This window comes from Streptomyces sp. BF23-19, assembly GCF_041106355.1.
In the GTDB taxonomy this organism is placed as follows: domain Bacteria; phylum Actinomycetota; class Actinomycetes; order Streptomycetales; family Streptomycetaceae; genus Streptomyces; species Streptomyces virginiae_A.
The window spans coordinates 1-11,694 of sequence record NZ_JBGBPT010000145.1 but is presented as its reverse complement, the minus strand read 5'-3'; the positions used below and the strand labels follow the sequence as shown (position 1 = coordinate 11,694).

The 11,694-nt window shown below is 68.0% G+C and carries 13 protein-coding genes and 1 pseudogene; 8 read left to right on the top strand and 6 right to left on the bottom strand.

The window, feature by feature from the left end; translation table 11 throughout:
* Together AB8A24_RS41810 and AB8A24_RS41805 are read right to left on the bottom strand one after the other, a co-directional pair.
* A protein-coding gene (locus AB8A24_RS41810) for an IS5 family transposase (RefSeq protein WP_369479113.1) occupies positions 1 to 724 on the bottom strand; the annotation gives its coding sequence in 2 pieces (ribosomal slippage) (positions 1 to 368 and positions 371 to 724; 722 coding nt annotated over the 2 pieces). This gene is flagged as partial in the annotation.
* 1 nt (position 725) lies between these two features.
* Positions 726 to 1,508: a hypothetical protein gene (locus AB8A24_RS41805; RefSeq protein ID WP_369479112.1), complete on the bottom strand. Its 783-nt coding sequence runs from the start codon at positions 1,506 to 1,508 to the stop codon at positions 726 to 728.
* Here AB8A24_RS41805 and AB8A24_RS41800 point away from each other — a divergent pair.
* From AB8A24_RS41800 to AB8A24_RS41785, 4 genes are all read left to right on the top strand, one after another.
* A complete protein-coding gene (locus tag AB8A24_RS41800) occupies positions 1,476 to 2,285 on the top strand; it encodes a hypothetical protein (RefSeq protein WP_369479111.1) in 810 nt (269 codons plus the stop codon). The two genes, AB8A24_RS41805 and AB8A24_RS41800, sit on opposite strands and share 33 nt — an antisense overlap.
* 18 nt (positions 2,286 to 2,303) lie before the next feature.
* Positions 2,304 to 2,816 (top strand): SigE family RNA polymerase sigma factor, encoded by a 513-nt coding sequence (locus tag AB8A24_RS41795; RefSeq protein WP_328959668.1) that lies wholly within the window; start codon positions 2,304 to 2,306, stop codon positions 2,814 to 2,816.
* Positions 2,791 to 3,291 (top strand): hypothetical protein, encoded by a 501-nt coding sequence (locus AB8A24_RS41790; RefSeq protein WP_369479110.1) that lies wholly within the window; start codon positions 2,791 to 2,793, stop codon positions 3,289 to 3,291. The genes AB8A24_RS41795 and AB8A24_RS41790 overlap by 26 nt, the downstream gene beginning before the upstream one ends.
* A gap of 641 nt (positions 3,292 to 3,932) precedes the next feature.
* Positions 3,933 to 5,372, top strand: a complete 1,440-nt coding sequence (locus tag AB8A24_RS41785; RefSeq protein ID WP_369479109.1) for a hypothetical protein — start codon at positions 3,933 to 3,935, stop codon at positions 5,370 to 5,372.
* Positions 5,373 to 5,532: 160 nt separating this feature from the next.
* Here AB8A24_RS41785 and AB8A24_RS41780 read toward each other — a convergent pair whose 3' ends face one another.
* A complete protein-coding gene (locus tag AB8A24_RS41780; RefSeq protein WP_328959665.1) occupies positions 5,533 to 5,682 on the bottom strand; it encodes a hypothetical protein in 150 nt (49 codons plus the stop codon).
* Positions 5,683 to 5,984: 302 nt separating this feature from the next.
* Here AB8A24_RS41780 and AB8A24_RS41775 point away from each other — a divergent pair, with 302 nt between their 5' ends.
* The 3 genes from AB8A24_RS41775 to AB8A24_RS41765 all read left to right on the top strand — a co-directional run bounded on the left by AB8A24_RS41775 (position 5,985) and on the right by AB8A24_RS41765 (position 8,146).
* Positions 5,985 to 6,344 carry a hypothetical protein gene (locus AB8A24_RS41775; protein WP_369479108.1) on the top strand — a complete coding sequence of 120 codons (360 nt, stop codon included), beginning with the start codon at positions 5,985 to 5,987 and terminating at the stop codon, positions 6,342 to 6,344.
* 61 nt (positions 6,345 to 6,405) lie between these two features.
* Positions 6,406 to 6,825, top strand: a complete 420-nt coding sequence (locus AB8A24_RS41770) for a hypothetical protein (RefSeq protein ID WP_328959663.1) — start codon at positions 6,406 to 6,408, stop codon at positions 6,823 to 6,825.
* Positions 6,818 to 8,146, top strand: coding sequence for a hypothetical protein (locus AB8A24_RS41765; protein WP_369479107.1), 1,329 nt, complete (start codon positions 6,818 to 6,820; stop codon positions 8,144 to 8,146). Before AB8A24_RS41770 ends, AB8A24_RS41765 begins: the two co-directional genes overlap by 8 nt.
* Before the next feature lie 1,682 nt (positions 8,147 to 9,828).
* Here the strand turns inward: AB8A24_RS41765 and AB8A24_RS41760 are convergent.
* Positions 9,829 to 10,134, bottom strand: a complete 306-nt coding sequence (locus AB8A24_RS41760; RefSeq protein ID WP_328959660.1) for a hypothetical protein — start codon at positions 10,132 to 10,134, stop codon at positions 9,829 to 9,831.
* Positions 10,135 to 10,294: 160 nt separating this feature from the next.
* On the opposite strand from AB8A24_RS41760, the pseudogene AB8A24_RS41755 reads away from it, so the two are divergent.
* Positions 10,295 to 10,789: pseudogene (locus AB8A24_RS41755) on the top strand (YihY/virulence factor BrkB family protein); the annotation flags it as partial.
* 187 nt (positions 10,790 to 10,976) lie between these two features.
* Here the strand turns inward: AB8A24_RS41755 and AB8A24_RS41750 are convergent.
* Complete coding sequence (locus AB8A24_RS41750; protein WP_328959659.1) at positions 10,977 to 11,192, bottom strand: hypothetical protein; 216 nt, start codon at positions 11,190 to 11,192, stop codon at positions 10,977 to 10,979.
* Between the two features lie 40 nt (positions 11,193 to 11,232).
* Positions 11,233 to 11,694, bottom strand: a 462-nt coding sequence (locus AB8A24_RS41745; protein WP_369479106.1) for an IS5 family transposase, incomplete at its 5' end; no start/stop codon positions are given.

Sequence of the window (11,694 nt, the reverse complement as noted above, 5' to 3'; positions counted from 1 at the left end):
CGGCGGCAGCCGGCGAGCCAGGCCATGGTGCGTTCGATGGTCCAGCGGTGGCGGCCCAGTCGCTGTGAGGACTCGATTCCTCTGCGGGCGATGCGGTGTTTGATGCCGCGTCCGCGTAACCATCGCCGCAGGTGGGTGTAGTCGTAGCCCTTGTCGGCGTGGAGCTTGCCGGGCTTGCGCCGTCGGCGGCCGCGGCATGAACGGATGGGTGGTATGCCGCGGACGAGGGGTTCGAGGGCCTGGCTGTCGTGCAGGTTCGCGCCCGAGATGCCGACGGACAGGGGCAGCCCGGTCCGCTCCGTGAGCAAGTGGATCTTTGATCCGAACTTGCCCCTGTCGACAGGATTCGGGCCTGTCAGGTCCCCCTTTTCAGGGCCCGCATGTTGACGGAATCGATTGCGCAGCGGGACCAGTCCAGCTCACCGCGGGCGCCGAGCTCATCGAGGACCAGGCGGTGGAGCTTGGCCCACACCCGGGCCTTGCTCCACTCAGAAAACCGCCGGTGAGCTGTCGCCCCCGAGGGTCCGAACGAGGCCGCGGGCAGCTGCTGCCAGGTACAACCCGAGGTAGCGACGAACACGATCGCCGCCAGCACCTCCCGGTCGCCATGCCGGCGCCGACCACCGCCCTGCGGCCGCGACGGCGCCTCCGGTACCACCCGCTGGAACAGCACCCACAATTCATCCGGCACAAGCCGCTCAACAATCCCCGCCACGACCGTCAGTCTACCCAACCATCCAAATGAGATGACGTCTTGAGACCCTCACGCTGGTACTGCGCGACGACCTCGCTGACGTCCTCGCGATACAGCCCCCGGCGCTCCCGCAGCGGCACCGGCACCATCGCACACAGCCGCCGCAACGACTCCTGGTGGCCGGAACGTCGCTGAGGACCTTGTCGAGTCGGGCGAGGCGTGCGCGCGACGTCGAGCGCAGTCGGGCAGCGGGGACGCGGTCTAGGACGTCGAGGGCCCGCTGAGCGGCGTCTGCGGGCTGGGTGGGTGCCTCGGCCTGCGCGAGGACCAGGGTGGCCGCGGCCCAGCCGGGGGTGGCCACGGCAGTGGACGCGATGGACGTTTCGGCGGCCGCGCGTGCGCGGTTGTGGTGGCCGAGGGCGATGGCGGACTCGGCCTGGTGGAGGGTGTACTCGGGGGCGTCGAACCCGAAGCGGCCAGGCGCGAAACCCACGGGATCGGCTTCGAGTTCGCGGGCGGCCGCGGCGAGTGCCGTGTCTGCCTCCTGCTCCCGGCCGAGACCCGCGAGGGAGGTCAGCTGCGCCCACGCGTGCGCCTGGGCCTTCGGCAGGCCGGCGGGGGCGTGCGCGACGGCCCGGTCGGCGTACGAGAGAGCGGTGGCGTAGCGGTTCTCGGCGCGGGCGACCATGCTCTGCGCGCCCAGGGCCCAGGCGGTGAGGCGGGCGTCGTCGGTGCGGGTGCCGTAGGCGGTGGCCGTCGCCAGGTGGGCGCGGGCGCCGGTGTGGTCGTCGAGGTGGAAGTCGAGGTTGCCCATCAGGGCGGAGAGCCAGCCGACGTTGCAGTGCAGTCCGCCCGCGATCTGCTCGGGGGTGTGGCCGGTGACAAGACAGTCGGTGAGCAGGCCGCGGGCGGCCCGTACTTCCTCGAAGAGGAGGTATGCGGGGTGCTTGGGGTAGGTGAGGGCGTAGTGCTCGACGGCCGCTTCGGCCAGCTCGGCGACCTCGGTGCTGCCGTGGGGGTCGGCGAGGAGGGCGGACTGCTCGTCAGGGGGATGGTGGCGAGTGGCTGCTCGGGATGTGGATCACGACTGGTGTGCAGGTTGTCGGTGCCGCTAGCTTGTCCGCTCATGCCAGCCACGCTCCGCCAGCTCATCGATGACCTGGTCACCGCCATGAACAGCGATGACCTTTCTGGGTTCCAGCACTGTGTCGGCCGTCTGGCAGCGGAAGCGCAGGGACGCGAACCGGACTTCCGAACCGCTGTGATTGAGGAGCTCGCGCCGCTGCTGCCCGGTCTGGGCGGCGTCTTCGCCAAAGTCGCGCTGCTGGCCGGCGCCTGCGTGGAGTGGGGAGGATCGCCGCTGCCGTTGAGCGATGCCCTGCCCAAGCGGGCCGCCAGAGCGATGGAGGACTACTTCTTTGGCGGCCATGGCTCACGACCCTACCGAGGGAGAGAGGCGCCACCGAAAGAGCTGTCCATGCCAGCCAAACCAGTCCTTCGAGTCGACGGACCCCGCCGACCTTGTGGTGCTGGGGCGAATTCCTGCCAGAGGGGCCAACGAAACCGGTCGGGTGTTCGTGGGAGTGGGTGAGACGGAAAGAGGTGAGAGATGAACTGGCACGACGTCGCGGGTGAGCTGCTGCAGGTCAGAGGGTCCGCTCTGAAGAGGTATGGGTACTTGTTGTGCGGCAACCGTGTCGAGGCCGATGACCTGGTGCAGGACGCCTTGGTCCGGGTGTTCGCACAGCCCCGGCGGAGTTGGGACATCGAGTCTGCGGAGCGCTACGTACGCCGCGTCATGCTGAATCGCTACCTGGACCAGCATCGGCGGCGGGCTCGCTGGAGGATCCTGCTCCCGCGTCTGGTGTCTCCGACATCGACGGGCGACTTCAGCGTCGCCAGCGGCGATCGGATGGACATCGTGAGCGCACTCGATTCGCTGTCCCCGCGACAGCGGGCGTGTACGGTTCTGCGGTTCTACGAGGACCTGTCGGTGGCCGAGGTAGCGGATCGGTTGGGCTGCAGCCCCGGGACGGTCAAGCGCCATCTGAGCGAGGCCATCGCAAGACTTGGAAACATCCTGGTACTTACCAGCCTTGGAGGGGAACGACATGGCGACTGAGGTGGAACTCAAGCGGCTGCTCGTCGACATGGCCGACGAGGCTGGGCCGCTCGACGCGCGCCGGGACAGGGTCGTGGCGCGAGTCAGGAGGCGCAGGCGAGTACGGACCGGCGCCGTGGGACTCGCGGTCCTCTGCCTGGCTGGTGGTGGGGCGCTGACGATGCAGGACGTAGGCGGGGCGGCGGCCCGTCCTGTGGCCGGTGAGTCGCCGAGGCCGGGACCAAGTGCGAGGATCTGTAACGATGTTCCGCCGCCTGTTCCCAAGCCGGGCACCTTCTCCTTCGGGGACACCAGGTCGTGTCAGTACATCGGGCTGACCCTCGAAGCAGCCCGCGAACTGGCGGCCAAGGAGCACCGGGATCTGCAGATCGCCAGCCGGGACGGCGTGAACTACGGCATCACCTACGAGTTTCGAACCTCCAGGGTGGTCGTCACGGTGATCCACGATCACGTGACCACAGCCCTCATCGGCTGAACCGGCAAGCTCGCCAATCGTGCGGACGCCCGATTTGGGCGAGGGTAGATCCGGCAGGGGCAGTTCGGGCAGCACGATAGCTCCTGTGGCGCCGCTCCTTGCCGCTGTGAGGTCGCTCTTCGGCCAGGCCGGTACCGAACGCCTTCGACTCCAGCACCCCCAGTGCTGGCTCCGGCTGATTCCATCCGATTGTCCACGGCGCCTCCCTGAGTTCGGGAAGCGATCATCACAGAGCTGGGAAGCGATCTCCAACGGGCTGGAACGCCACTGGCCAGCCCCACTCGTGAACACCCGGCGTGCTCGTCGAGGACGGCGCCCCCAGCGCCGGCTCCAGCAGCGCGGCATCACCGGCGGTCAGGCGCAGCAGCGCCAGCGCAGCCCGGCGCGCCCGTCACAGCCCGCGCGGCCTTGTGAGGCGGTGGCCGTACGGTCTCGGCTCCGGCACCCGCCGACGTGACGGCCGGGATTTGCTCAACCGAACACGAACCCCCGGATGAGACACCAATAGTGAGGATGCGTCTCTGTTTGCGGCTGTGACACGATTCCTCACAATACCCCCGCCAGTTCCGGGCCGTGCCGCGATGACGCCGTGGCGCGATCCCGGCCACATCACCCATGGAAACGGAAGAGAACACCACCGCATGGCGCGCCATCAGCATCCTTACCCCACCGAAGACTCCGACCGAATACTCCAGCCGCAGGGCCGCGGACGGCTGCGGGACCGCGGCCGCCGGATCTTCGCCGCTACCGCCACCGCCGTTCTTCTCCTCACCGGCGTTACCGCCTGCAGCGACAGCCCCGCGAGCACATCCCCTAAGAGCAGTACCGCGCCGAAGGAACCATTCGCCCCGGCGCAGCTCGCCCAGGCGTGGAAGTCGCCGCGTGCCGAGGGTGACTCGCTGCGCACGCCGTACATGGCCGCTTGGCGGACGCCAGGCGGCCTTTACGTGGGCCGCGGGACCGGGGTGGAGATCCTGGACCCTGCCACCGGAAAGAAGCTGGGCACCGTCGTGCCGCCCGAGCCGGACATGACGCCCTGCGGTATGACGGAGGGCCTCACCGCCGACGGCCTGGGTGCCATCGCGTGGATCAAAGGCGACCCGGAGGCCCTCAGGGCCGGCTGCGACCGCATCTCGCTGATCGACACCCGCAACGGCAACAAGATCGCCTGGACCAAGCAGATCTCCGGCGCCCCCCTGAACGGCAAACCGCTGACGAACGACACCACCCGGCTCGCCTTCCTCACCGGCGACGTCCTCGCCGTCATGACCCCGAACACGGTCGTCGGGCTGCGCCTCGACGGCGCCGAAGCCTGGACGTGGCGCAACATCGGCGTCGCGCTCGACAAGTACGTCCTGAACTGGGACATGACCGCCCACCAGGACCGGATCATGATCATGATCGGCATCGAGGGCGGCCCTGAGCTGTGGAGGTACTGGGTGTCCACCCTCGATGCCTCGGGCAAGGAGGTCTCCAAGGAGCCCGTCCCCATGCCTGTGCCTTCCAAGGGCGACGTCAGTCTGGTCGGGGCCGCACCCATGACCGCGATCGTCAGGCCCTACGGCTTCGACAAGGTCACCAAGCCGGAGCTCGTCACCTTCAACCGGGACGGCAGCGTGGCCCGGCGCATTCCGCTCGCCTCCGCCGCGGGCGAGATCCGGCTGAACCAGAGCTGGCGCCTCGGCAGGGCCAAGCGCTTCGACATCGCCTTCAGCGGCTCCACCGCCTACCTCGTCGCGGGCAACCCCGCCAGCAGCACGGCTCCCATCCAGATCGTCGCCCTCGACCTGGAAAGCGGCGCCACGCTATGGACCGAGGCGGTCGACACCGTCACCATCCCCCGGTTCCTCGGAGTCGACAAGGACACCGTGTACGTCCTGGCAGGGAAGATCTCCCAGGACATGCCCGTCTACGCCTACGCGGCAAAGGACGGCACACGGACCCAGATCAGCACCGTGAAGGCAACTGGCGAGCTGCTGTCCGTGGAAAGCCTGATCATCGACTACAACGCGGGAAGTCTTGCCCTGACCGAACCCGGGCAAGGGCCGAGCGGAACCATCATGTTCCGCCCCACCTCCTGACAGACGCTCGCCAATGGCTCCGCGCCGCTTGCGGCCGCCGCCCCCATCGCCCTCCGCGGAGGGATCGGACGGTGGGCACCGGGGGCCCCTATCTCTTTGGTCAAGGTGGATGGGTGCTGGTTCGGGCGGTCTGGAACGATGGGGCCGTGCATGCTGATGATCAGGTTGGCGAGGCCGTCTCTGCGGAGCTCGCGGCGTTTCTGCGGAACGGTGGGGACGGCCGTCCGGTGACGATCAGTGCTTCGGTCTCGGCCAGTTGCCGTTCGAGTGCGGGCTGGTGGGTGGCGTCGGTGACGAACACCACGCTCATCAGATGGTTTCCTCAACTTCGCCGAGGACCTGGTCGTCAAGGAGCTCATCCGCCGTCTTGGACGGGGCGACGGAGGCGAACAGCCGCTTGGGCCCGTGGAGGAAGGCTGCGGTACCCGCGTCCCCGCTCGATTCGGGGGTCCGCGCTGGGAATGTCTCCAGCGCGGAGTCCCGGACTGACTTGGCATCACGAAACTTCCCGAGCGGGGGCGTTCCGCCGTCAGCCGTCCTCGCCCGGGTTCGGCGTGCAGGCAATACGTGCACCGGGACGCCTCATCGGTGCGGCCTATGCACCGTCGGCAGGTGCCGCGTTCCCGGACCGGGCCGCGGCCGTCCGCGCATCCCGGGCAGGTCATCACCGGCTGCTGGAAGCCGAAGCTGAGCACCCAGCCGTCGCCCTCAGCCGCCTTGCGCGCCAGCTGGGAGACGTCGTTGCACGACCTGCGCGGCACCCCCGAGTATGACGTCCTCTGCCAGGAGTCCGCCGGGCAGCCCATCCGCCACGTCGCGAACAACGGCCACGGCCCGATCGCCTGGGTCGCCGCCCAGGAGGCCGCGTACGGTTCGCTGCCGCAGCTCTGGTTCGCCGACGCCGTCGGCACGGTCGAGCAGGGCCGGGGTGCGGCTGCCGCCCCGCTGCCCCGCCAGGGCGCCCGATCGTGAGTTTCCCCCCGGTGCTCGCGGGTACGTAGTAGCCACCCATGGCGGGCGAAGGCGGGGGGCCTTGGTGGTGGCAGAGGGCGAGATGTCGTTCCACCTGTTCACGGATCCGGCGCTGGACGAGACGGGGCAGGCCGAACGCCTCCTCGCCGACGCGGAAGTGACGCACAGGACGTTGCGTGCCCACGGCAGTGTCCCGCTGGGCGACGTCCTGATCGCAGGGTCGGCTACGCTGACGGCGCTCACCCACCTCATCGTGAGCCTGCGCCGCCAGTTCAAGCGCGGGATCCTCGTCGACGCGCTGGGATCGGACGGCCTTGTCGTCAAAGCGGACGGATCCGTGCCGCGCGGCCTGGTGATCATCCGGACCCCGGACGGGCAGATCGAGGTGCGCGAGGCCGAGGGGATAGGGCAGGCGATCGCCGGGGCCATCGGTGGCCGGGCCCAGGACCAGCAGGCGTCCCCGAGTGGTCCCAGTGCCTGAGGCCCTGTACAACCGCAGTTGGCTCTTCGCCGAACACCAGGACGTCGGGCTCGCGGCCGAGGCGATCAAACTGGCCCGTGTCTTCGCGGACATGACGTTCATCCGAGCCGCGAACCCGGACAGTGAGTGGCTGCGGGACTGGTCGCGGTACGCCGACTTCAACGCGCGCATCCGGCACGCCCTGGACGGGCTTCTCCTCGCCTACGCCGTGACACCGGGAGCCGACGGCACGCTGCACGGATTCGACGGGGCACAGAGGATGGCCGGGCAGGTGGAGGCGTTCATTCTGGCGTCCCCAGCCCTGGAGTGCCAGGTGTTCGAGCACCCAACGCAAGGCAGTGGGCCGGGTTACGTCATCGCGCTGTCGGCGTTCGCCAGTGACCTCATGGCCACGGTCTCCTGGGCACTTCCCACCCTCTATCACGCCTACCGGGCTGGCGAGGAGACACCCACTGATCTCCGGTCCCTGGAAGAGTTCATGAGGCGGTACGCGCCCGCCCGGGACGCGTTGCGGGACCTGGACCGGGCAGTAGCGTCCTACCTCGGCGTGTGGGAATCGCGCGATGCCCGGCTGCGGACCCCGATCTCGATCCTTCCGACGGTTGACGACGGGAGCCCGGAAGGCGCGGCCGCGCTCGCCGAGGCCAAGGCCACGCACACCGCGTGCCAGACGTTTCTCCTGGCCCACGAGTTCTCACACGTTACCCAGGACCATTTCAGCGCCGAGGCGATCCGTCCCGACCTGCCCCCAGGGAGCTTCCTGGCGGAGCTTTCTGAGGAGACCCGCTGTGAGGTCGAAGCCGACTGCGCCGCGTTCACCCTGACGATGAACACGTTGATCGTCAGGGAGGGCGACGACCCGCGCATACCCGACTTCGCGGCGCTGAAGAAGACCCGGCTGACGTCACGTCCCTCACGGATCCCCGGAAGAAGGCGCAGGCAGGAGCAGGCCCGTAAGGACGTCCGGACGCTGGTGGATAACGTGAACCGCGCGACCGAGGCCTGCCTCTCCTTCTACGCCGTCACGGAGCTTCTCGCCGCGGTGGCCAGGCAGCGCGGGAACGAGGCGCAGGCACGACGCTTCGACAAGGTGTCCGAACGCAGGGACCCGGTCCGGGGTTACGTGCAATGGGTCCGGGAGGGACTCGAGAAAACCTGGGGGGTCTCGATGTGGCATCCGGACGAAGCCCGCGGGTGGGCGTACCTGGACCAGCACATCGATCACCTCACGCACACGCTGGTGCCCACCCTCGGCCGTGCTTCCGCCGCCGCGGCCGACGACGTCCCCGCCACCTTCCGTCGCGGCACCCCGCCGTCATAAAACCGCTTATCAAGCTGGAGAAGGACGTTGTGACGAAGGCGCTGCACCCGAGCCCGGCTGAGGACTGACAAGCATCACCCCGGGCACGCTGACGTGCACGATGCCCCGCCCTCTGGGCGGGGCATCGTGCGTTGATCGGCCAGGCGGGGCAGAACCTGTAGAAGCGGTCGGACTCGCTCACGGCGTTCGTGGCACGTGTAGCGCTCGCGGACCAGGTGGTTCGGTGCTCCGGGTCGGTGGATCAGACGTTCTCCACAGACCCCGCCGACACCGGAGGTACCGGCATGAAATCGATGATGATACGTCACGATCTCTCCGGGCTCTGCTTGAGTGTGTTCGAAAGCAGTACGTCTGCCGAACCGACGTGGATTGGGCTCGACAACTGCAACAAGAACTCGATCAATCAGAGGTTCTCCATCATTGCGTGAGCGCGTCATGACGCTTGCCTGACCAACCTCGGCACTGTTCCGAAACCCTGTCATCGCCCCGCCCGCAGCCTGGGCGGGGCGATTCACCTGTCACGACGCACCCGCTGGATCGATCGCGACATCCGGACCGCCAGCTTGTCGGGCAGACGCTGCCCGGGCACTCCTCCCTGGCGGTCCTGTGACGACGGCATCAGGCAGCGACATCTGAGCTTGAATCGGGCAATCCGTTTAGAGCGCCCCGGTGGGTGGATAGATGGACCTATGCCTGATATGCAGAATTCTGAAAGCGGAGAGTGGTGACGCATTTCCGGGGCCGGGTTCTAATGCACCGGACCGCCCAGAATGCTAAGCCGTGCATTCCGATTCCGGTCCGCTCTCTGGCCCTGTGGCGGACAAACGCGCGCCCCAATGGATCCGCTTGGTGCACGCCTTGCCGCCGAGGCCTGCACTCCGGCCGAAACGCCGCCGCGCACACGGGACTGGACCGTGTTCGATGGCAGCGCTGGAACCTTCGCCTCCCGAGAGGGGAGCGCCCAGTAGCCAACCACGCGCTCGAGCGTCGGCTACCGCGCTTACGCCGCCGAGGTCACGGTGCTCCCCGGCGCCCCGAGCTGACCGGCTCCGGTCCGAGTTCACCGACATCGCCCACTTCGACGGATGCCCGGAACATGGCGCCCCAGATGTAAGTCACCACGGCGGTCGTACGGAGAGGTCGCGACCGGCAACGACGTCCTAGGCGTAGGTGGCTTCCGGGTGGTTTCCAAGCCGAGTCCGGAATAGCCGCCGGCGGAGAAGGGCGAGCCGAGTGGCTGCTGATCGTTCGTGGTCATGCCCCTGACGTTACGATCGAGAGCGAGGTCTAGATCAAGTCCGGGAGCGAGCGCCATGACATACGTCGGTACCGTCGCGTCTCTCGTACGGAACTCATCCTGCCGAGGGGCTATTGCCGAGGGTTGAGTGACGGTTGCTGTGTTCGAAGGAATGCCCTGCGGCAGGTGATGAACGGCCTCGTCTCCGAATGCGTCCTGCCGCACGCCCCGCCGAGGGTACCGGCGCCCTGTCCGCTCAGCTGGTCCAGGCCCGGCGGGAAGGTCGCTCCCCCCACCTGATCGACACCGTCCGCGAAGTCCACGTCGCGCCGGCCTGGCCGAGCGGCCCCGGGCATCGAGCTCGAACACCTGGAGACGCCGTGGGCTTTCCCCGAAGACTGGAGTGGCCCGGGCCTCCCGGCCGGACCAGTGGCCCGGCCCCGCGTCAGTGCTCCTCGTCCGGGTAGCTCCACTCGACCGTGCACGTCGCCGAAGGCGCGGCCTCCCTCGCGTACCAGGCGAGGGACTTCTCGAACTCCGGGCACCACAGGTGCGAGCGGCTTACGGAGACCGGGAAGTCGGTCCCGCCGGTGACGACGTGCCCGCCCCGCTCCAGCACGATGCCGATGCTCACCTGGCCGCCGATGCTCTCGTCCCGCATCAGCTCGCGGAGTTCCTCGACGACCGCCCGCGCCCGACCCTCGTCCTCGATGGCCGTGACGCGGAAGGTGAAAGAGATGTTCGCAGACATGGCGTGCAGCCTAGTGCTGTGGCCGGAAGGGTTCACCGGGTTGCGACGCCGGGCACGGCCAGGTGGACCGTGTGGACCTCGCGTGTCGGTGTTCAGCTCCGCCTCGACCGCACCGAGGGCCAGGAGCACGCCCTGTGCGTCGCCGCGGAGAAGGACACCCGTGTTCATCGGCGCTCTGGCGCGGCAGGCGGGATCGGCGCTGGGAGTGGGCGACACCGCAATGACGGTGTGGTCGATCGCGAAGTGGCCCGTCCGGCTGGTCCTGGTCACCATCATGATCGCGCTGCTGTACTGGGCCGCGCCGAACGGCGCTGCTGTACTGGGCCGCGCCGAACGCCAAGGGCCGCGTTTCCGGTGGGTGACCCCGGGCAGCTTCCTGGCGTTGCTGATCTGGATGATCGCCTCGGCCGGCTTCGCGCTCTACGTCGCGAACTTCGGCTCGTACAACAAGACGTACGGCACCCTCGCGGGCGTGATCATCTTCCTGGTGTTGTTGTGGATCACCAACCTCGCTGTCCTCCTAGGCCTGGAGTTCGACGCCGAGATGGTCCGCCAGCGCGCCATCGCCGGCGGGCAGCCCGAGGACGAGGAGCCGTACGTCGAGCCCCGCGACACCCGGGCGTGGAGTGATGAGGATCGGCGTCAGTTGCAATGAGCGGCAGGTCGTCGGCGCCTGAGGGAGGCATCGTGACGGTATCCCGCTGCCTGGCCGGCAGGAGTTTCAGCATTTCCGCCAGGTGCATCCTCTGCACGACCTTGAGATATTCCCGATCCAGTACCTCACGCTCTAGCCGTAACTGGACTGCTTTTCCACTTTCACTCCTCTCTTTTCTTAGCAGGTCTTAGTAACTTCTGTCCGCGCCCTCACCGACGCCCTCTGCCGCACCCGCGCCCTCGACCGCATCCACGACCACGACCTTGGCCTCCGCCTTGGCCGCACAGCCTTCATCCAGATCCGTACCGATGAGGTTTGCCGGGCTATCGGTTCGGCCCTGCACCGAGAGTTCCGTGTATTCGATGCCGAAGAGGTGCTCACACTCCTGGACAACTTCACCCATGACGACCTGCGTGCCGCTGACCTTAGAGCTCGTAACACGATCATGAATCGGGCTTGTTGAGGCGTCGCCAGCAGATGAGGCTGCAGGCGAGGGAGACGAAGGCGTCGTGGAGTTCGGTGCGGCGTTCCCATCGGACGGCGAGTCGTTTGAAGTGGTGGAGCAGGGCGAAGGTCTGCTCGACGACGTAGCGGAGCTTGCCCATGCCCTTGATGTTCGGGGTTCCCTTGCGGGAGATGACGGGCAGGATCCGTCGTTTACGCAGCTCTTCCCGGTTGGGATTGGAGTCGTAGCCCTTGTCGCCGAGCAGGGCCTCAGGGCGCTTGCGGGGCCGTCCGGGGCGGCCGGCGACGGGTGGGATGCCGTCGACCAGGGCGAGGGTCTGGGTGACGTCGTTGACGTTGGCCGCGGTGGTGATGACTTTGAGTGGGGTGCCGCGTCCGTCGCAGATCAGGTGGTGTTTGCTGCCTGTCTTCCTCCGGTCGACCGGCGACGGACCGGTGTC

Bases quoted from the DNA above. Each gene is read 5' to 3' on its own strand.
- AB8A24_RS41750 (WP_328959659.1), bottom strand. From the start codon at position 11,192: ATGGGTGAAGTTGTCCAGGAGTGTGAGCACCTCTTCGGCATCGAATAC.
- AB8A24_RS41785 (WP_369479109.1), top strand. From the start codon at position 3,933: ATGGCGCGCCATCAGCATCCTTACCCCACCGAAGACTCCGACCGAATA.
- AB8A24_RS41780 (WP_328959665.1), bottom strand. From the start codon at position 5,682: ATGAGCGTGGTGTTCGTCACCGACGCCACCCACCAGCCCGCACTCGAA.
- AB8A24_RS41795 (WP_328959668.1), top strand. From the start codon at position 2,304: ATGAACTGGCACGACGTCGCGGGTGAGCTGCTGCAGGTCAGAGGGTCC.
- AB8A24_RS41805 (WP_369479112.1), bottom strand. From the start codon at position 1,508: ATGGGCAACCTCGACTTCCACCTCGACGACCACACCGGCGCCCGCGCC.
- AB8A24_RS41760 (WP_328959660.1), bottom strand. From the start codon at position 10,134: ATGTCTGCGAACATCTCTTTCACCTTCCGCGTCACGGCCATCGAGGAC.